The 19,337-nt window shown below is 72.0% G+C and carries 14 protein-coding genes, 1 pseudogene and 1 riboswitch; of the genes and pseudogenes, 8 read left to right on the top strand and 7 right to left on the bottom strand.

Annotation, left to right across the window (positions count from 1 at the left end; translation table 11 throughout):
- The first annotated feature begins 3 nt into the window (after positions 1 to 3).
- Positions 4 to 1,491 (top strand): Asp-tRNA(Asn)/Glu-tRNA(Gln) amidotransferase subunit GatB, encoded by a 1,488-nt coding sequence (gene gatB / locus Phou_RS11620; protein ID WP_173056074.1) that lies wholly within the window; start codon positions 4 to 6, stop codon positions 1,489 to 1,491.
- Between the two features lie 939 nt (positions 1,492 to 2,430).
- On the opposite strand, the gene Phou_RS11615 is transcribed toward gatB, so the two are convergent.
- The 4 genes and pseudogenes from Phou_RS11615 to Phou_RS54405 form a co-directional block, all read right to left on the bottom strand.
- Positions 2,431 to 3,990: a metallophosphoesterase family protein gene (locus Phou_RS11615; RefSeq protein ID WP_173056073.1), complete on the bottom strand. Its 1,560-nt coding sequence runs from the start codon at positions 3,988 to 3,990 to the stop codon at positions 2,431 to 2,433.
- Positions 3,991 to 4,036: 46 nt separating this feature from the next.
- The gene (locus tag Phou_RS11610) at positions 4,037 to 5,233 is read right to left on the bottom strand and encodes a PQQ-dependent sugar dehydrogenase (RefSeq protein ID WP_371872179.1); all 1,197 of its coding nucleotides are present in this window, start codon (positions 5,231 to 5,233) and stop codon (positions 4,037 to 4,039) included.
- A gap of 38 nt (positions 5,234 to 5,271) precedes the next feature.
- Entirely contained in the window at positions 5,272 to 6,504 is a 1,233-nt protein-coding gene (locus Phou_RS11605; RefSeq protein WP_173056072.1) for a bifunctional glycosyltransferase family 2/GtrA family protein, read from the bottom strand.
- Positions 6,501 to 8,530, bottom strand: a pseudogene (locus Phou_RS54405) (glycosyltransferase family 39 protein). Before Phou_RS54405 ends, Phou_RS11605 begins: the two are co-directional and overlap by 4 nt.
- A gap of 78 nt (positions 8,531 to 8,608) precedes the next feature.
- Between Phou_RS54405 and Phou_RS11595 the strand changes: the two are divergent.
- Positions 8,609 to 9,535: a 2-hydroxyacid dehydrogenase gene (locus Phou_RS11595; RefSeq protein ID WP_173056071.1), complete on the top strand. Its 927-nt coding sequence runs from the start codon at positions 8,609 to 8,611 to the stop codon at positions 9,533 to 9,535.
- Between the two features lie 69 nt (positions 9,536 to 9,604).
- Here the strand turns inward: Phou_RS11595 and Phou_RS11590 are convergent, their stop codons facing one another.
- Positions 9,605 to 9,967 carry a PH domain-containing protein gene (locus Phou_RS11590; RefSeq protein ID WP_246273495.1) on the bottom strand — a complete coding sequence of 121 codons (363 nt, stop codon included), beginning with the start codon at positions 9,965 to 9,967 and terminating at the stop codon, positions 9,605 to 9,607.
- Positions 9,968 to 10,024: 57 nt separating this feature from the next.
- Between Phou_RS11590 and Phou_RS11585 the strand changes: the two genes are divergently transcribed.
- The 5 genes from Phou_RS11585 to Phou_RS11565 all read left to right on the top strand — a co-directional run bounded on the left by Phou_RS11585 (position 10,025) and on the right by Phou_RS11565 (position 15,364).
- Complete coding sequence (locus Phou_RS11585; RefSeq protein WP_173056070.1) at positions 10,025 to 11,110, top strand: WD40/YVTN/BNR-like repeat-containing protein; 1,086 nt, start codon at positions 10,025 to 10,027, stop codon at positions 11,108 to 11,110.
- Positions 11,111 to 11,115: 5 nt separating this feature from the next.
- Positions 11,116 to 11,391 carry a MoaD/ThiS family protein gene (locus Phou_RS11580; protein ID WP_173056069.1) on the top strand — a complete coding sequence of 92 codons (276 nt, stop codon included), beginning with the start codon at positions 11,116 to 11,118 and terminating at the stop codon, positions 11,389 to 11,391.
- 121 nt (positions 11,392 to 11,512) lie between these two features.
- Entirely contained in the window at positions 11,513 to 14,170 is a 2,658-nt protein-coding gene (locus tag Phou_RS11575; protein ID WP_246273494.1) for a putative bifunctional diguanylate cyclase/phosphodiesterase, read from the top strand.
- 459 nt (positions 14,171 to 14,629) lie between these two features.
- A complete protein-coding gene (locus Phou_RS11570) occupies positions 14,630 to 15,100 on the top strand; it encodes a DinB family protein (protein WP_173056067.1) in 471 nt (156 codons plus the stop codon).
- Between the two features lie 42 nt (positions 15,101 to 15,142).
- Complete coding sequence (locus tag Phou_RS11565; RefSeq protein WP_173056066.1) at positions 15,143 to 15,364, top strand: hypothetical protein; 222 nt, start codon at positions 15,143 to 15,145, stop codon at positions 15,362 to 15,364.
- Positions 15,365 to 15,416: 52 nt separating this feature from the next.
- On the opposite strand, the gene glyA is transcribed toward Phou_RS11565, so the two are convergent.
- Both glyA and Phou_RS11555 read right to left on the bottom strand, forming a co-directional pair.
- On the bottom strand, positions 15,417 to 16,682 hold the full coding sequence (glyA, locus tag Phou_RS11560; protein ID WP_173056065.1) for a serine hydroxymethyltransferase: 1,266 nt from the start codon (positions 16,680 to 16,682) through the stop codon (positions 15,417 to 15,419).
- A gap of 25 nt (positions 16,683 to 16,707) precedes the next feature.
- A riboswitch (ZMP/ZTP riboswitch) is annotated at positions 16,708 to 16,821 on the bottom strand.
- A gap of 5 nt (positions 16,822 to 16,826) precedes the next feature.
- Positions 16,827 to 17,849, bottom strand: a complete 1,023-nt coding sequence (locus Phou_RS11555; RefSeq protein ID WP_173056064.1) for a LacI family DNA-binding transcriptional regulator — start codon at positions 17,847 to 17,849, stop codon at positions 16,827 to 16,829.
- 217 nt (positions 17,850 to 18,066) lie between these two features.
- Between Phou_RS11555 and Phou_RS11550 the strand changes: the two genes are divergently transcribed.
- Entirely contained in the window at positions 18,067 to 19,335 is a 1,269-nt protein-coding gene (locus Phou_RS11550; protein ID WP_173056063.1) for an extracellular solute-binding protein, read from the top strand.
- The last annotated feature ends 2 nt before the right edge of the window (positions 19,336 to 19,337 follow it).

Genomic DNA, 19,337 nt, shown 5'->3' with positions numbered 1-19,337 from the left:
GTCATGACCGTCACCCTGCCGCCCTACGAAGACGTCGTCGCCCGCTACGAGCCGGTGATCGGCCTGGAGACGCACGTCGAGCTGGGCACGAAGACGAAGATGTTCTGCGGCTGCCCGATCGACTTCGGCGGGCAGCCCAACACCCGCATCTGCCCCGTGTGCCTGGGGCTGCCCGGCTCGCTGCCGGTGGCCAACCGGGCCGCGATCGAGGCCACCATCCGGATCGGCCTCGCACTCAACTGCACGATCGCCACCTGGTCGCGCTTCGCCCGGAAAAACTACTTCTATCCGGACATGCCGAAGAACTACCAGATCAGCCAGTACGACGAGCCGCTGTGCGTGGACGGCTGGCTGGACGTCGAGGTCGAGGGCTCGGTGGTACGCGTCGAGATCGAGCGCGTCCACCTCGAGGAAGACACCGGTAAGACGCTGCACGTGGGCGGGAGCGGCCGCATCCACGGCGCCACCGAGTCGCTCGTCGACTACAACCGCGCCGGCATCCCGCTCGTCGAGATCGTGACCAAGCCGGTGCCCGGCACGGGCGCGCTGGCCCCGATCGTCGCGCGCGCCTACGTGAGCGAGCTGCGCGACGTGATCCGCTCGCTCGGCGTCTCCGACGTGCGCATGGAGCAGGGCTCGCTGCGCTGCGACGTCAACACCTCGCTCAGCCTGCCGGGCGAGGAGTGGGGCACCCGCACCGAGACCAAAAACGTCAACTCGCTCCGCTCGGTCGAGCGCGCGGTCCGCACGGAGATGATCCGCCAGGCCTCAGTCCTCGACGCCGGCGGAAAGATCAAGCAGGAGACCCGCCACTTCAGCGAGGAGACCGGCGACACGCGGCCCGGCCGCTCCAAGGAGACCGCGACCGACTACCGGTACTTCCCGGAGCCCGACCTGGTCCCGCTCGCCCCGGACCCCGCCTGGGTATCGTCCCTGAAGGAGTCGCTGCCCGAGCTGCCGCGCGTGCACCGCAAGCGCCTGCAGGCCGACTGGGGCCTGTCCGACCTCGACATGCAGTCGGTGCTCAACGCCGGCGCGGTCGAGCTGATCGAGGAGACGGTGGCGGCCGGCGCGTCGCCCGAGGGCGCCCGCAAGTGGTGGCTGGGCGAGCTGGCCCGCCGCGCCAACGAGGCCGGCATCGAGCTGGTCGAGGTCGGCGCCACGCCGGCCCAGGTGGCCGAGCTTCAGCGCCTTGTCGACGAGGGCAAGCTCAACGACAAGCTGGCCCGCGCCGTGCTGGAGGGCGTGATCGCCGGCGAGGGGTCACCCACCGAGATCATGACCGCCCGCGGGCTGGGCGTCGTCTCCGACACGGGCGCGCTCACCGCCGCCGTGGACGAGGCCATCGCCGCCAACCCCGACGTGGCCGCCAAGATCCGCGAGGGCAAGGTGGCGGCCGCGGGCGTGCTGGTCGGCGCCGTCATGAAGGCCACGCGCGGCCAGGCCGACGCCAAGACCGTCCGCGACCTCATCATCTCCCGCCTGAGCTGAGCTTTCGGGGCTCCCGCGACGCCGGTCGCGGGAGCCCGCTTCAGGCACGACCTTGGTTTCAAGGGATTTGAGCTACCGCGATGTCCGCGGTGGTCCGGACCGTTGCTCCCGCGGCCTCACCGCCCGCGGTTGGTCACCATTACGCCTGGCTGCCCCGTCGAGGCGCGCGCAGGAGCCCGCTCCGGCAGATCTTGGCAAGTTAGCGTCGAAATGGCACGCTAACTCACCAAGATTTCGAAGCTCACACCGCCTGCACCCTGGTCGGCAGTCACAGACCGCGACAAAGGCGCCGAACCGCGGGCGGACTCGCGCACTCCCGCCTCGAAAGAACCGTGAGCTGGGAAGACACCGGAAGCTGTCGCGCCGCAAGCAATCCCAACTCCGAAAGTCGATCGACACAAACTACCAAGATCTGCCGCAGCCAGCCGCGCGGCGCACATCCGGGTCGCCATTTCCGAGGCTGCCTGACCCCGCCAATCCGCCTCGCACCCACACCGGGTCGGCCGGGCGCCGGCGAGGCCGCGCGACGACGATCCTGAGCACCGCGCTGAAGGTCCATGATCTGGGCCTGCACCGGTCACGTCGGTGGCCAGGCCCTCGCTCCGGGAGCCGGTGACTGGCTGACCCGCTTCGCCGACTTCGTCGCCTCCCGTCGAGGCCGAGGGCGGGCAGCGGCGCGCGCGCTCCCGGTCGACGCCGCCTTCGCACTGGCCGCGCACGCTCGCCCTACTTGGCCGCGTCGAGGCGGGCGCCGGACATCGCGGCAGGTCGGAGCTCCGTGGTTTTCGAGCCGCGTGCCGGAGCCAGCCCCTCATCCGAAGCCACGCCGGGGTCGCGCCGCACGAGGCTCTCAACCTGGGCGCACCAATGCGCCCACCGCGACTGGCCCACGGCGTCCGGGAAGCGACGCGCGGCCCCGGACACTGAAGCCGCGCGCCGTCAGCGGGTCGGTGTTGGCGCCGGGCGCTGGCCCTCGGCGGGAGCCGGATGGTGTTCGGCCTCGATGACCTTGCGCTCGAGCGTCACCTGCGACTGGCCCGTGCCGCCCACCTTGATGTCGTCGTACGCCTGCAGCGCCCGCGTCTCCTTGTCGAAGTAGAGCACCGACATCGCCAGCGGCAGCGGGTCTTCGTGCTCCAGCCCGCGCAGGCCGGCGCCGCCCGTCGAGCCCTCCACCATCAGGCGCGTCGCCATCTGGCCGGGGACCTGGTCGAGCGTGCGTACGTCGCGCTGGTGGGTGTGGCCGGCCAGGACTAGCGGGCAGACACCGGAGAGCGCGCCGGCCGAGGCGGGGTCGTGCACCAGGGCGACGTCGACAGGTTCGGTGGAACCGCGGATCGTCGCGGCCAGCCGCTCGCCGGCGCCGATCACCTGCTCGACGGTCTGCTTGGAGGTGCCCGAGCCGGACGGGGAGGTCTCTTTGTCCGGGGTGAAGCGGGGGTCGCCGATGCCGGCGATGCGCAGGCCGGCCACGTCGGTGATCGAGTTGTCGAGCACGATCGCGTTGGACTGGCGGGCGACGGCGGCTCCCGTGGCGGCCGAGTCGTGGTTGCCGCGGATGAAGACGTACGGGACCTTGAGCAGGCCGATCGAGGCCACGTACGACGCCTCCGGCTCGCTGCCCCAGTCGGTGATGTCGCCGGTGTCGATCACGGCGTCGATGCCGAACTGCTCCACGATCGTGCGCATGATCGACCAGCCGGTGGGGTTCAGGTGCAGGTCGGAGACGTGCAGGATGCGGGTCGTGCCCTCCTCCGGCTGGTAGACCGGCAGCGTGGAGACCGTCGTGTAGATGCGGCTGACGTTGGCGACAAGCTGCTGGAGCTGCTCGGCGTACCGGCCGTAGTCGTCCGCGATCCGCCGCGCGTCACCGACCACGGCCGGCGCGTTGACCAGCAGGCCCTCGTAGCGCGGCTCCTCGATCGAGTCCGGGTGCAGGGTGGCGAACGCGCTGCCCAGGCTGGTGCCCACGATGACCAGCGCCAACGCGCCCGACCACGCGACCCGCCGCACGTTGCGGAAGACCAGCGCGCCAAGCGCCATGGCGAAGAGCACCGACACCGCGACCGTACGCATGCCGAGCTGGATGAGCCCCTTCTTGACGTCGTCGACGGCGGTCTGGCTGGCCCGCGTGATGCCGGCCGGGTCGTCGATCAGCGCCTCGGTGCGGCCCTGGTCCAGCGCGCCGAGGCTCACGTTGAGGTGCGTCGGGCCGTCGTGGCTGTCGAGGTGCAGCGAGCCGAGGGGTGGGATGGCGACCTCGGTGTCGCCGACGAACGACGGGGCGACCGACATCTCCGCCCGGAACGGACCCACGTCCGTCTCCGTGCGGGCGCCCAGCAGCACACCGACCACCACGCCGACCAGCGCGACGGCGAAGACCAGCAGCCCGAGGCCGATGCGGCGGGTGGCGCGGGCGACGAAGAAGGACCTGACCCAACCCACAACGCGACGCGCCGCCGAAGCGGCACGTCGATGGCTTTCAGTACGTTCTTCCATCACCGTGTTCTGTCGTGCCCTTGACCCTTGCGGGCGAAACTAGACCCTAGCTCTTTCCGGCACCGCCGCCGGAGAAGACGAGCCGGAGTATCCGATCGTCCTCGGGCTTCGGCTCGCCGCGACCGTCGTGGTTTGACGTGGTCACCCACAGTGAACCATCCGGGGCGGCCACGGCGGTACGCAGGCGGCCGAACTGCTCGGTGAGCAGAGCGCGAGGCTGGCCGAAGACGGTGCCACTCTGCGTGAGCTCGACGGACCACAGCCGCTCGCCGCGCAGGCAGGCGGCGATCACCAGCCGCTGCAGCGCGGCCAGCCCGGAGCAGGACGCCTCACCCGGTGACCACACCACGAGGGGGTTGACGAACTTGGGGTCGTTGGCCCGCCCCTCGACCGTGGGCCAGCCGTAGTTCTTGCCGGGCTGGATCTGGTTGATCTCGTCCCACGTGCTCTGCCCGAACTCCGCCGCGTACATCCGCTTGGCCTCGTCCCAGGCGATGCCCTGCACGTTGCGGTGACCGTACGACCAGACGAGCGAGTTGGGCAGCGGGTTGCCCGGCGCCGGCTTGCCCTCCGGCGTCATGCGCAGGATCTTGCCGCCGAGGCTGCGGGTGTCCTGGGCGAGGCCGCGCTGCGAGGCGTCACCGGTGGTCGCGTAGAGGAAGCCGTCCGGGCCGAAGGCCAGCCGCCCGCCGTTGTGGATGCCCGAGAGCGGGATGCCGGTCACGATCGGCACCGGCTTCTGCCCGAGGACGAGCTTGGCGATGCGGTTGTCGGTGGCGCTCGAGTAGTACACGAAAACGGTCTTGTCGGTGTCGTATCTGGGGGAGACCGCGATGCCCATCAGGCCGCCCTCACCGGCGGCGTCGACCTCGTCGAGCGTCTGGATGGTCGTGACCTTGAGCCCGTCGTTGCCGGAGTCGGGTCCCACCTTGAGGATCTTGGCGGTGTCGCGCTCGGTCACGAGCGCGCCGCGGTCGGGCAGGAACGCGACGCCCCACGGCACCCGCAGCCCCTTGGCCAGCACTGTCGCGGCCACCTCCTGGTTGTTGCCGGCGGGTGCCGTGGCGGTCACCGAGGGGGTGGGAAACGTGGGCGGCTCGCCGGCCTCGTCGGGATCCGGCGGGCCGAAGGTGCAGCCGCCGACCGCCAAGGTCAGGGCCAGGGCGGCGGCGGTGGCACGGTACGGGGGGCGGGCGTCCACCCGGCCAGGGTAGCCGCGCCTGCTGTGAGGTGAGGTGATCACGCGCAGGACGAGGCGGACGCCACCCGCGAGGTTCCAGGTCAGGGAGCGGCGGAACGGGCGAACACCCACCCCCGCATCAGCAGAAACCGCAGCAGCGTCGCGCCCAGGTTGGCCGCCACCAGCACGGTCACCTCGACCACCCGCCCGGCGCCGGGCGCGGCGGCGCCCAGCGTGGCGAGCGCGCCGCTGGTCAGAGCCAGTCCCAGCGCGAACACCACGAGCCCTTGCGCCTGGTGCCGCGCCGCACCCCGCCGCCCGCTCACCCGGAAGGTGAGCCGCCGGTTGGCGGCCGTGTTCGCGACGGCCGTGACCAGCAGCGCGAGCAGGTTCGCGGCCTGCGCGCCGGCCGTGCCGCGCAAAATCCAGAAGATGACGAGGTACGCGAGCGTGCTCGCCGCCCCCACGCCGGCGAAGCGGATCACCTGGCCGGCCAGCCCGTGCGGTACGCCGGCGGGCGGTGCCGCGGGCTCCCGGCCGAGCTGCCGCGCCAGGTCCCCGAGTGGGAGGCGGCCGGTGGCCAGGGCCCGCCCGAGCCGCCAGATCCCCTTGAGGTCGGCGATCGCCGTGGCCACGATGTCGACGCGGCTGTCCGGGTCGTCGACCCAGTCCACCGGCACCTCGTGGATGCGCAGCCCGGCCCGCTCGGCGAGCACCAGCAGCTCGGTGTCGAAGAACCAGCCGGTGTCGCGTACCAGCGGGAGAAGCCGCCGCGCCACGTCCTTGCGGATCGCCTTGAACCCGCACTGCGCGTCGGAAAACCTGGCCGCGAGCGCGCCGCGCAGCAGCAGGTTGTACCCGCGCGAGATGATCTCCCGCTTGGCCCCGCGCACCACCCGCGAGCCGCGCGACAAGCGGCTGCCGATCGCCAGGTCGGAGTGGCCGGACAGCAGCGGAGCCACGAGCGGGAGGAGCGCGGCGAGGTCGGTGGAGAGGTCCACGTCCATGTACGCCAGCACCGGCGCGCCCGACGCCGACCAGGCCGCCGCCAGCGCGCGCCCGCGCCCCTTCGCCGTCAGGTGGAACGCCTCCACCTCGGGCAGCTCCCGCGCCAGCCGCTCGGCGACCGCGAGCGTGCCGTCGGTGCTGGCGTTGTCCGCGACCGTGATCCGAAACGGGTACGGGAACGTCTCGCTGAGGTGCGCGTGCAGCCGGCGGACGCAGGGTTCCAGGTCGCGTTCCTCGTTGTAGACCGGGATCACGACGTCGAGCACGGCATCGGTACGCCCACCGGGCGGCGCCACCGGCCCGGGGAGCGAGACGGTCGCCGTCATGACAGGTCGTAGAGGGTCGTGCCGCCGACCGTCGTGGCGGTGAAGTTCTCCGCCACCCAGGTCGCGATCTGCTGCGCGGCGTCGCTGCCGCCGTTGCTGCGCCCCAGCCCGCTGCCGATGAAGTAGTGGATCTTTCCGTCGGCCACGTACCGCTGGAACTGGGCGAGCGTCGGCGAGGGGTCGCTGCCGTTGAAGCCGCCGATCGCCATCACGGGCTGCTCGGTGGCGAGCTGGTACCCCGCCGCGTTGTTGGCGCCGATGGCCGCGGCGACCCAGGTGTACGAGCCGGCGTCCTCCGACAGCGCCGCGACAAGCTCGGCGTCGGGTGTGGTGGCGTCGAGCAGCCCGCCCATGCCGCCGCCCCGCATGCCGCCTCCGGTCGTGCCGCCGCCCGGCGCCTGACCGCCGCCCGGCAGGCCCGGGAAGCCCCCTGCGCCTGGCCGCCGCCCGGAAAACCGCCCCGGAAGCCGCCGCCGGGACCGCCACCACCGCCAGGACCGCCGCCACCGCCGAAGCCGCGGCCGCCGGCCACCGCGGGACCGGCGGTGGGGATCGAGCCGGTGTGCGGGGTGCTGGCGGTGCTCAGCGCGTACCCGATGGGTCCGAACAAACCGGCGCCGACAGCGCCGGCCGCGACGAGCGTGACCGCCCACCTGGCCAGGCGTCCGGCCAGCAGGAACCCGCCGGCCGAAACGAGGCCGACCACCAGCACGAGCGCCCGCAGCCACGGGTGCCAGTCGGCACTGCGGCCCAGCAGCACCCACGCCCACAGCGCGGTGATCGCGGTGGTGCCGGCCAGGATCACGGCGATCGCGGGACTCTTGCGCTCCCGCCACAGCACGGTCGCGCCGACGGCCACCACGGCGCCGACGGCGGGCGCGAGCGCCACGTTGTAGTACGCGTGGAAGATGCCCTGCATCATGCTGAAGACCAGCCCGGTGATCAGCAGCCACCCGCCCCAGAGGATCAGGCTCGCGCGCGTCCGGTCGGTGCGCGGCGCCCGCCTCAGCAGAGCGAACGCCGTCACCAGCAGCATCAGCGCCGCGGGCAGGAGCCACGCGATCTGGCCGCCGTTTTCCGCGTCGAAGAGGCGGGTGAGGCCGGTCTGCCCCCAGCCGCCACCCGGTCCGCCGCCGACACTGCCGGTCTCGTTGCCGTTGAGCCGCCCGAGGCCGTTGTAGCCGAGGGTGAGCTCGAGGACGCTGTTGTTCTGCGAGCCGCCCACGTACGGGCGGTAGCGCGCGGGCACCAGCTCCACGATCGCCACCCACCAGCCGGCCGCGGCCACCATGGCCAGCCCGCCCCACAGCACCTGCACGACGCGGCGGCGCAGTGAGGTGGGCGCCGCGATCAGGTACGCGAGCGCGAACGCGGGCACCACAAGCAGTGCCTGCAGCATCTTGGTCAGGAAGCCGAAGCCGACGAGCGCACCGGCCAGCACCAGCCAGCGCGTGCCGGCGGTCTCGATCGCGCGCACGGTCGCGTACGCGGCGGCCACCAGCAGCAGCACCAGCAGCGCGTCCGGATTGTTGAACCGGAACATCAGCACCGCCACCGGCGTGGTCGCCAGGATCGCGCCGGCGAGCAGGCCCGCGACCGGCCCGGACCAGCGGCGGACGGTGGCGAAGAGCAGCGCCACCGACCCGACGCCCATCAGCGCCTGCGGCACAAGGATGCTCCACGAGCTGAGCCCGAAGACCCGGACGGACAGCGCCATCGCCCACAGCGAGGCGGGCGGCTTGTCCACGGTGATCGCGTTGGAGGCGTCGGAGGAGCCGAAGAAGAACGCCTTCCAGCTCGCCGAACCCGCCTGCGCGGCGGCCGAGTAGAACGAGTTGGCCCAGCCCGAGGCGCCCAGGCCCCACAGGTAGAGCAGGGCCGTCGCGACGAGGAGGACCAGCAGCGCCGGGCGCGTCCAGGCCGGGTCGCCGGCGGGCCCGCGGAGGATGCGGGAGGCGACGGGGGTACGCCGGGGAGGCGGCGGCGCCGGTGGGGCCGGCACGGCATGAGGCAGTGTCGAGGTCATGCGGACGAGGTTGTCGGCCCAAGCTGGCCTCTCCTTGTCCCGTGGCTGTGCGCGCCCTGTGGGCTAGGGTCGTGATCTGTGAAGGTGTGGATACCGCATGAGCAGGGCGTCGACTTGATCGGCGAGGTGCCGTCCGGGGTGACGGTGGAGGTGGCCGTCAGGCCCGACGCGCTTCCCTCCGACCCCGCGGGCGTGCGCTTCTGGGTGCCGCCCTTCCTCGCCCAGTCCGAGTCGGCGAGCCTCGCGGCCAAGATGCCCGACCTGGAGGTCGTGCAGCTCCTCTCCGCGGGCGCCGAGGTCTGGGTGGGCAAGCTGCCCGAGGGCATGGTGCTCTGCGACGCGCGTGGCGTACACGACTCGCCGACCGCCGAGTGGGTGATGACGGCGATCCTGTCGCATTTGCGCGCCTTCCCGGCGTTCGTGCGCGCGCAGGCGCGCGGCGAGTGGTCGTACGCGGACCACACCCCCACCGACGAGCTGGCCGGCAAGCGCGTCCTGATCGTCGGGGCCGGCTCGATCGGCGCGGCGCTGGCGGCCCGCCTCGCACCCTTCGAGGTGTCGGTGACCAACGTCGCCCGCACCGCCCGCCCCGACGAGGGCGTACACGCCGTCGACGAGCTGCCCGGCCTCCTCCCGCACCACGACATCGTGGTGCTCATCGTCCCGCTCACCGACCAGACGCGCGGCCTTGTCGACGCCCGCTTCCTCGCCGCGATGCCCGACGGCGCACTGCTGGTAAACGGCGCCCGCGGCCCGGTCGTCGACACCGACGCGCTGGTGGCCGAACTCGCCACCGGCCGCATCGCCGCCGCCGCGGACGTCACCGAGCCCGAGCCCCTGCCCGCCGGTCATCCACTGTGGAGCATGCCCAACTTCCTGCTGACCCCGCACGTGGGCGGCTCGGTGCGCGGGCTGCTGCCGCGCGCGTACAGGCTCGTGGGCGAGCAACTGCGTCGCTTCACCGCCGGCGAACCCCTGATCAACCAGGTCCGCGACGGCTACTGAGACCCAGCCAAAACAGATCCGGACCACCGCGGACATCGCGGTAGCTCACTGTCCTATGAGGACTGGTCTTTAGCGGTTGCCCATCTCGGCCAGGCGGGGCAGGTCGCGGTCGCGCACCGCGGTGAGCGGCACGATCTGGCCGTCCGTGAGGCGGGCCTGCACGCGGCCGCGCTGGTCGGCGCCCAGCTCGCTGATCTCGGACCACCCGATGCGGCGCTCGCCGAGCAGCGCGCGGACGCGCACCCCGTCGGGGCTCACCTCGGTGCCGGCGCGGAGCACCCAGATCACGATCACCAGCGGGATCAGCAGTATCGGTAGGTAGTACCACCCGGCGCTGGCCAGCGGGACCGCGCCGATCAGCGCTACTAGGGCGGCGATCGCGATCGCGCCGTGCGGCCTGAAGCGGATCCGTTTCGGCTGGTCGCTGCTCACCCGAACGATACTGTCACGCTCCAGGTCCGCACCGGTCCGCGGGCATAGTGTGCACGTATGGGCACATTGCTAGCGATCGGCACGGGAAAGGGGCTCTTCCTCGCCACCAGCGACGACGGCAGGCGCTCCTGGCGGGTCGACGGCCCGCACTTTCCGATGACCGCCATCTACGCGGTCGGCATCGACAAGCGGCCTCGCGCGCCGCGGCTGCTGGCATCGAGCAGCAGCTCGCACTTCGGGCCCAGCGTGGCCGTCAGCGACGACCTCGGGCGCTCGTGGCGGGAGCCGGAGTACGCACCGGTCGCGTTCCCGGAGGACACCGGCGCCACGCTCGTGCGGGTCTGGCAGCTCGCCACCGCCTCGGCCGCCGAGCCCGAGGTCGTGTACGCGGGCACGCAGCCCTCCGCCCTCTTCCGCTCGACGGACGGCGGCCTCACGTACGAGCTGGTCCGCGGGCTGTGGGAGCACCCGCACCGCGAGCGGTGGGGCGAGGGCTACGGCGGGCAGGCGATCCACACCGTCCTGCCGCACCCCGACGACCCGTCCCGCGTGCTCGTGGCGATGTCCACCGGCGGGGTCTACCGCACCGCGGACCGCGGGCACACGTGGGCGCCGAGTAACACGGGCATCCGGGCGTACTTCCAGCCGGACGAGTGGCCCGAGTTCGGCCAGTGCGTGCACAAGGTGGCCCGCGACGCCGCCGACCCCGACCGCCTCTACGCGCAGAACCACCATGGCGTGTACCGCTCCGACGACGGCGGCTCCACGTGGGGCTCGATCGCGGACGGGCTGCCGAGCGACTTCGGCTTCGCGATCCTCGCGCACCCGGCGCGGGGAGGGGTGGTGTACAACTTCCCGCTGGCCCGCGACGTCGAGCGCTTCCCGGCGGACCGCAGGTGCCGGGTGTTCCGCTCGCCCGACGCGGGCAAGTCGTGGGAGCCGCTCACCGAAGGGCTGCCCCGCGAGCCGTACTATCCGTCCGTGCTGCGGGATGCCATGTGCGCGGACGACGCCGACACGGCGGGCGTGTACTTCGGCACCCGCTCCGGCGAGGTCTACGCGAGCCGCGACGAGGGCGACTCGTGGTCGCTGGTCGCCGCGCACCTGCCCGACGTGCTGTGCGTCCGGGCGACGGAGGTGTGAGCGGCATGGTGACCGTGCTTGTGCCAAGCGTGCTGCGGACCGAAGCGGGCGGTGCCGCCCGTTTGGATGTGGCAGCCGCCGGCACGTTGCGCGCCGTCCTCGACGAGGTGGGCGCGCGGTGGCCGAAGCTCGAGCGTCGCATCCGCGACGAGCGGGGCGAGGTGCGCCGCTATGTCAATGTGTACGTGGACGGCGACGACTGCCGTCTCTCAGCTGGGCAGGACACACCCGTGGCCGACGGCGGGGAGGTGCGAATCCTCCCCTCGGTCGCGGGAGGCTGATCATCTGAGGCGATACTTACCCGTAACCCGTGTGGCCGGCGCTTCGTTACCGGTCATAGGTGCGGTGTCGCCAAAAGCGAAACCGCGCCGTCCCCCTCAACCTCGTGAAGAGGACCCGGCAGTGACAGTGCCGTACAGCCCCGGCGCCAGCACCCGGTTCGGCGCCGTCCCCACAGTGGACATCGCCGTGGCCGCCGCTGCGTCGGTGTGTTTCGCCGGCTCGCTGGTCGGCCTCACCCCACCCGCGTTCGGCTTGGTGGTCGGCGTGGGCGGTGTCGCCGCGCTGGCGACTTTCCGGCTGTGGCGGCTGGCGCTGGACATCCACGCAAAGCAGCACAACTTCGGACCCTGCCGCGGTGCCGGCTTTCTGGGCATGGGCACGCTCGCCGGTGGCCTCACCGCGGTCGCGCTGCCCCAGGTCGACGCCTCCCACCAGGCCGCCGTGAGCGCGGTGGGGTTGGGCGCGGCCGTCACCACCTACGTGCTCGGCGTCCTCCTCCTGCCCGGCGCCGCCACCACGCTCGGCGTGCGCCTGCGCCGCGCCTGTGACGGGGTCAGCATCGGTGTGAGCCTCGCGTTCGCCGGCTGGCTGCTGCCGCCGCCCGGTGGCATGCCGCCCGCCGCGCTGGCCGGCTTCCTCTTCATGGTGGGCGGGCTCTCGATCGTCACCGTGACGGCGCTGCGCGCCGCCCGCTACCGCCGCGCCGCGATCCTCTGCGGGGGCGGCTCCGGCGCCGCGGTGCTCGGCCTCGCGATCCAGACCATGATGATTGCGTACGGGGTGAGCGACCGCGCCCTCCTCTACCCCGCCATCCTCGTGCTGATCGGCCCGGTGATGGTGCTGTTCGGCGCCTACCGCGCGGATGCCGACGGTGACCTGGTGCCGCCGGACGAGCCCGAGACGCGGCTTTCCGGCTATCCGCTGCTGACCGTGCCCGCGCTGCTCGCGATGCTTGCCGCGCTGTACCACCTGATCACGGTCGGCGAGTTCGACCACACCGCCATCCTGATCGGCCTCATGGTCATCCCCACCGTCGTGGTGCGCGAGATCATGGCCGCCGCCGACGTGCGCCGCTTCGCCCGCCGCCTCGTCGAGCAGGAAGCGCACTTCCGTTCGCTCGTCGCCGGTGCCAACGACCTCATCATGATCGTCAGCGAGGACCTCGTGGTGCGCTGGCAGTCGCCGGCCGCCGCCCGCCTCTTCGGCCTTTCCGACGCGGACGTGATCGGCCGCCCGTTCCCCGCGCTGATGCACCCGGACGACGCGCCCGAGGTCACCGCGCTGCTCGCGGCCGTGCTCGCCGAGCGCCAGGCGCCTGGCCGCCCACCGCTCGTCGAGGCCCGCCTCCGCGACGGGTACGGCACCTGGCGCGACACGGAGTCCACTGTGGGCGATCAGCGCGCCGTGCCGGAAGTGGCCGCGCTGGTCGTGCACGTCCGCGACGTTGGTGAGCGCCGCCACCTGGAGCGCACGCTGCACCAGCTCGCCTTCACGGACCAGTTGACCGGCCTCGCCAACCGCCGCGAGCTGATGCGCACGATCGTCAGCCAGCGGGAGGTGTCCGGCCACACCGGCGCGCTGCTCGTCATCGACCTGCACGGCATGGCCGACGTCAACGAGGTGCGCGGCCGTGAGATCGGCGACGCGGTGCTGATCGAGGTCGGCCGCCGCCTGCGCACCGCCGTCGGCTCCGACGACCTGCCGGCCCGGTTGGCGGGTGACGAGTTCGCGGTGGTCACGGTCGAGGGCCCGGTCATGGCGTACGCGCTGGGCACCCGCCTGCTGACGGTGCTGACCGAGCCGTACCAGCTGCCCGGCGCCATCGTGCACCTCAAGGTGAGCATCGGCCTGGCCGAGCTGTCCGGCGGCGACAATGTGGACGACGTCCTGCGCCGCGCCGACCTGGCCCGGCGCCGTGCCCGGCAGATGGGCCGCGACCGCATCGAGTGGTACGACGCCTACCTCGAAGAGCAGCTGGTCCGCCGCATGGACCTGGAGCGCGAGCTGCCCGGCGCGGCGGCCCGCGGCGAGCTCGACCTTGTCTACCAGCCGGTCCTGTCGCTGCCCGACCGCCAGCCGGTCGGCGTGGAGGCGCTGCTGCGCTGGCGCAATGCCACGCTGGGCACGGTGCTGCCCAGCGAGCTGCTGCCGGTGGCCGAAGACCTCGCGCTGATCGAGGAGATCGGCCAGTGGGTGTTGAAGACCGCCGTCAAGCAGCTGGCCTCGTGGACCGTGCCGGGCCGCGAGCTGTGGATGTCCATCAACGTCTCGCCGCGCGAGCTCGCCGCCGTCGACTACGTCACCCGGGTCAAGGCGATCCTCGCCGAACGCGACGTGAGCCCGGAGCTCATCGTCGTCGAGGTCGCCGAGTCCCGCCTGTCCAGCGACGTGTCCGCGGTCGTGACCCAGCTCGCCGCGCTGAGGTCGCTCGGCGTCCGCACCGCATTGGACGACTTCGGCGCCGGCCAGGCGTCGCTCCAGCAGCTCCGCCGCCTCCCGGTCGACCTGCTGAAGATCGACGGCAGCATCATCGCCGCACCCTCCGACCAGCTCCCCGCCGACCTGCAGGGTCACAGCCGCCCGCTCATCGACGTGGTGGCCGACCTGGGCCGCCGCCTCGGCGTTGACATCATCGCCGAGGGCCTGGAGTCGCTGGCGCAGGTCAGGCAGGCCCAGGAGGCCGGCTGCGGCCTGGGTCAGGGCTTCGCGCTGGCGAGGCCGGCGCCGGCCGAGCGCGTGGAGGCGTTCCTGGAGGAGCACCGCGCCCCGTCGAACTGACGCTCGCGGGTCCCACCTCGCCCAGCGCGGCCGGTGGGCGACGCCGCGGGTGCCGCCTACCGGTTGACGTTCGCGGATCAGCTGACGCACATCACGTCGACAAAGGAGGGGGCGTCGCCGGCCGCGTCGTTCTTCACCGAGACCTCGACCGTGACCGAGCCACCCGTATCCCGCCGGGGCGCGGCGGGTCGGTACGGCCGCGAGAACCGGCCGCCAAGGGGGTCGGCTGGGACGAGGGGGAGCTCGGCACGGCAGCGCCGAGTTTGAAAAGGGGATCCCGCCCCAGCCGACAACGTGACAAGCGCCGACCCGCCGCACCGCGTTACTCGCAACCACCCGATCGTGTGACGCGAGCCCGCATTCCGGCCGGTGGCGAGCCGGGAGCCGGCGCCGCCGGTCGTCGTCCGGGCCCGGCGCAGCCCGGCAAAGGATGTCGGTGCCCAGGTCTAGGGTGCGGCCATGTCCGACGAACCGCGGGTCGATGGGCGGCACCCCGCCAGCGTGGTGACCGGGATGGTGGCCGAGGTGCTCCGGCTCGCCGAGACCTGGCCGACCTGGGACGGCAAGCCCAGCCAGGTCGACGACCGGATCTACACGCCGCACAAGGCCGTCCGCCGCGTCGCCGACCACCTGGTCGACCACCTCGCGGAGATCGAGGCCCGGGTGGCCGGCCTGCCGACGCTCCCGGACGGCTGGCACGCCTCTGCCATCACCACGGCGGCGGACCTGGCGCCCTTCACCGCCGACGACCTGGACGAGGCCCGCAGCCGGCTGACGCGACTGGCGCAGATCTTCGACGTGCGGCTGCGCGCGTTGACGGACGACCAGCTGGACCGCCGCGACGGCGAGGGGTGGTCGGTGCGGCAGATCGCGTTCCACCTCGAAGGCTCGACGTACTACGCCACCGCGGTCGGAAACCTGCGTTCCTGAAGGGCCTCGATCTCCAGCTTCCACGACGCGACGGCCCGGCCGTTGGGCGACGACGGCGGCGCCGCCCTGCGCGCCTTGCTGGCCGAGGCGGACGACGAGCTGCGCGAGGACTGGCCGGACCTCGACGCCGACCGCGAGCGCCTGCGTGCCGCCCTCGACCTGCCGCCGGCCGACGGGCTGGTCGAGGCGCTGCACAGGCTGGCGGCCGGCGAGGCGTTCCGCCCGATCCGCGACGCCGGCGACCGCTACGAGTCGATGCTGTAGACGAAGACGCCGCGGCCCACATGCGGGGCCGCGGCGTTCCGGTTATGACTGGTCAGGCCTGGTAGCCCGGCATCGGGTAGGACGCGAGCAGGTCGCGGACCTCGCCCGCGATCCGGTCCAGGGTCCCGTCGTCGTCCTTCACCGCAGCCGTCACGGCCTCGTCCATCCACGCGGCCACCTGCGGCATCTGCGCCTCGGTCAGGCCGCGGGTGGTCAGCGCCGGGGTGCCCAGCCGGATGCCGGACGGGTCGAAGGGCTTGCGGGTGTCGTACGGCACGGTGTTGTAGTTGAGCTCCACGCCCGCCCGGTCCAGCGCCTGGGCCGCGGGCTTGCCGCCGATGCCCTTGCTGGTCAGGTCGGCGAGGATCAGGTGGTTGTCGGTGCCGCCCGAGATCAGGTCGAAGCCGCGCTCGGTCAGGGCGGCGGCCAGCGCCTTGGCATTTGCCACCACCTGGGCGGCGTAGTCGCGGAACGCCGGCTGTGCGGCCTCGCGCAGCGCCACCGCGATGCCGGCCGTGGTGTGGTTGTGCGGGCCGCCCTGCAGGCCGGGGAAGACGGCGCGGTCGATCGCCTTCGCGTGCTCCTCGGTCGACAGGATCATGGCGCCACGGGGGCCGCGCAGGGTCTTGTGGGTCGTGGTGGTGATGACGTCCGCGTGGCCGACCGGGGTCGGGTGGGCACCGCCGGCGATGAGGCCGGCGATGTGGGCGATGTCGGCCGCCAGGATGGCACCGACCTCGCGGGCGATCTCCGCGAACGTCGCGAAGTCGATCGTGCGGGGGATCGCCGTGCCGCCGGCGAAGATGACCTTCGGGCGTTCGCGGCGGGCGAGGTCGCGGACCTCGTCGAAGTCGATCCGGCCGGTCTCGCGCGAAACCCCGTACGACACCGAGTTGAACCACTTGCCGGTCGCGGAGACGGACCAGCCGTGGGTCAGGTGGCCACCCATCGGCAGGGACATGCCCATGACCGTGTCACCCGGGCTGAGGAACGCCAGGTAGACGGCGAGGTTGGCGGGGGAGCCGGAGTACGGCTGGACGTTGGCGTGGTCGACGCCGAAGAGCGACTTGGCCCGCTCGATCGCCAGCGTCTCGATCTGGTCGATGAACTGCTGGCCCTCGTAGTAGCGCTTGCCGGCGTAGCCCTCGGAGTACTTGTTGGTGAGGACCGTCCCGCTAGCCTCGAGCACCGCCTCGGAGACGTAGTTTTCCGAAGCGATCATGCGCAGCTTGTCGTGCTGGCGCTCGGCCTCGCCCTCGACGAGATGGGCCAGCTCGGGGTCCGCGGCGGTCAGGTGTGGAATCGGTGGTACGTGCACAGCGACCTCCAGGCATGTCAACGCTGACCGGCACCCAGGCGCACGGTGCCGCGATCGTGGTCGCTCCCCGGTGGTTCCTTCCACCTGGGTCCTGTGAACCTCTGAAACAGGCCCCAATACGCCAGTCGCGAGTACCCCGTGATGTTAGCCCGTTATCCGCGGGGCGGCGGTGCTACCCCGCGGGGTGAGGTGAGCTGTCTCATCCTGGTAGGCCCCGATCGGGCGTCCCTCGATGGCGGCGAGCAGCTGGCGGGCGGCGTGCGCGCCGTACGCCGGGATGTCCCGCCCGATGGCCGTCAGCGGCGGGTGCGTCAACTGGCACAGCGCCGAGTCGTCCCACGCCACGATCGACAGGTCGCCGGGCACCGCGAGCCCCATCTCCTGCGCCACGGCGAGGCCGGCGATCGCCATCACGTCGTTGTCGTAGATGATCGCGCTCGGGCGGCTGGCCGCGCTGAGGAAGCGCCGGGTGGCGCGGGCGCCGTCTTCGCCGGTGTAGTCGGACGGCACGGTCTGCGACTGCTCCAGCCCGAGCCGCTCGCTCGCGTCGATGAACGCCTGCCGGCGGATCTCGGTGTGCAGCAGCCCGGGCAGCCCGCCCACCCGCGCGATGCGGCGGTGGCCGAGCGCGACAAGGTACTCCATCGTCTCCACCAGCGCCGCCGCGTCGTCGGCCCACACGCTGGCCAGCGAGCCGGTGTGGCCGGGGCCGCCGATGACGACCGCGGGCAGCTGGAGCTCCTCCAGCACCGGCACGCGGCGGTCGTCGACGCGCAGGTCGCAGACGAACACGCCGTCCACGCGACGCTCGCCCCACCAGCGCCGGTACACCGCGATCTCGGCGTCCGGGTCGGTGACGACCTGGAGCGTCAGCGCGTACGAGCGGGCCGACAGCTCGCCCTCCACGCCACTGATCAGCTCCATGAAGAACGGCTCGATGCCGAGGATGCGGGCGGGGCGGCACAGGGCGAGCCCCACCGCGTTGGCGGTGGCGCCGGAGAGCGCGCGGGCGGCGCTGTTGGGGTTGAACCCGATCTCCTGGGCGATGGCGATGATGCGCTGCCGGGTCGCCTCGGAGACGCCGGGTTGCCCGTTGAGCGCGTACGACACGGCGCCTTTGGAGACACCGGCTCGCCGCGCGATGTCCGCGATGGTGGGTCGCTTCATGGCGCTCCTTCGTCACAAGCGGTCTAACGCTACCGCGCGTCCAGCGAAAACAGGTCTGCCGCAAGACGCTTGTCCGGTTAAGTGTCCTTCCCTTTTCGTGACGATCAAGCTGTAACACGCCATTGACACCCCTGATGGCCAGCCGTACCGTTTCCTCACTCAACCGGTTCAGTCAATGCTCATCGATGATGTGGCGCTAGTCATAGTGGAGGCACACATGCGCACGCGATTGGCGGTCGCCGCGGCCGCGGCCGCGATAACCGCCCTCGTGGCCGGCTGCACCACCTCCGGCGGCAGCGACGAGCCGGCCCAGGAGGCCGACGGGCCCGCCACGCTCACGTTCTGGAACACGGGGTCCGATGAGCACGCCGCCGCACTCCAGGCGGTCGCGGACATCTACAAGCAGTCCCACCCCGACGTGACGATCAAGGTTCAGGCGCTGTCCTGGGACGACGGCCACGCGAAGGTCCTGACCGCGGCCACCTCCAAGACCGGGCCGGACATCATCTCCGGCGGCATGTCCTGGGGCATCGAGTTCGGCGAGCTGGGCGGCATGCTCGACCTCAACACGTACGACATCGGCACGATCAAGCAGCAGACCCGCCCCGAGGTGCTCAAGGCGATCACCTCGTCGAGCGGCGCGGTGTACGGCGCCTCCTTCGACAACGCCTTCTACCTGCTCTTCTACCGCCCCGACCTGCTGCAGAAGGCCGGGCTGAGCGGCCCGCCGAAGACGTGGGAGGAGCTCACCGCCGCGGTCACCAAGCTCAAGGCCTCCGGCGTGAAGACCCCGCTGGTGGAAAACTGGAACACCTTCGAGTGGCTGCCCTGGTTCAACTGGCTCAAGCAGGCCGGCGGCTCCCTCTACGCCGACGACTGCTCCAAGGCCACGATCGACACCGACCAGGCCGCGCTCGCCACCGCCACCTGGGCCGACCAGTTCCGCAAGTACGGCGTGCCCAAGGCCGCCACCGACTCCGCCGCCGGCATGGCCAACGGCGAGATCGCGATGGCGATCGACGGCTCCTGGGTGGCCAACGCGATCGACACGGCCCACCCGCAGCTGAAGGGGAAGTGGCAGGTCGCCGCGCTGCCCACCGGCCCGGCCGGGGCCGGCACCTTCGTCGGCGGCCGGATCATCGGCGTGATGTCGTACACCAAGTACCCGAAGGCGGCGGCCGAGTTCATCAAGTGGACGTACACCGACGAGGCCATCCAGCTGCTGCAGAAGGAGGTCTACAACCGCGCCGGTGAACTGTGGCTGTCGCCGCGGTCGGACCAGCTCGACACGCTCAACACGACCGACAACATCAAGCAGACGCTCGCCACCACCATGGAGACGATCAGCGGCCCGCCCCACTGCAAGGGCTGGGAGGTCAGCCAGGCCGAGGTCACCAAGAAGCTCCAGTCGGTCGTCAACGACAACGTCGATCCGAAGAAGGCGCTCTCCGAAGCCGCGACCATCATGAACAACAACCTCAAGTAACG

This window comes from Phytohabitans houttuyneae (assembly GCF_011764425.1).
GTDB lineage: Bacteria > Actinomycetota > Actinomycetes > Mycobacteriales > Micromonosporaceae > Phytohabitans > Phytohabitans houttuyneae.
Note: the sequence above shows the minus strand (reverse complement) of the source record. Positions and strands in the feature narration are given on the sequence as shown.

What these genes read in the sequence shown, in the direction of transcription:
- gatB (WP_173056074.1), top strand. Translation starts at nt 4, where the DNA reads ATGACCGTCACCCTGCCGCCCTACGAAGACGTCGTCGCCCGCTACGAG.
- Phou_RS11615 (WP_173056073.1), bottom strand. Translation starts at nt 3,990, where the DNA reads ATGGAAGAACGTACTGAAAGCCATCGACGTGCCGCTTCGGCGGCGCGT.
- Phou_RS11605 (WP_173056072.1), bottom strand. Translation starts at nt 6,504, where the DNA reads ATGACGGCGACCGTCTCGCTCCCCGGGCCGGTGGCGCCGCCCGGTGGG.
- Phou_RS11585 (WP_173056070.1), top strand. Translation starts at nt 10,025, where the DNA reads ATGGGCACATTGCTAGCGATCGGCACGGGAAAGGGGCTCTTCCTCGCC.
- Phou_RS11580 (WP_173056069.1), top strand. Translation starts at nt 11,116, where the DNA reads ATGGTGACCGTGCTTGTGCCAAGCGTGCTGCGGACCGAAGCGGGCGGT.
- Phou_RS11570 (WP_173056067.1), top strand. Translation starts at nt 14,630, where the DNA reads ATGTCCGACGAACCGCGGGTCGATGGGCGGCACCCCGCCAGCGTGGTG.
- Phou_RS11555 (WP_173056064.1), bottom strand. Translation starts at nt 17,849, where the DNA reads ATGAAGCGACCCACCATCGCGGACATCGCGCGGCGAGCCGGTGTCTCC.
- Phou_RS11550 (WP_173056063.1), top strand. Translation starts at nt 18,067, where the DNA reads ATGCGCACGCGATTGGCGGTCGCCGCGGCCGCGGCCGCGATAACCGCC.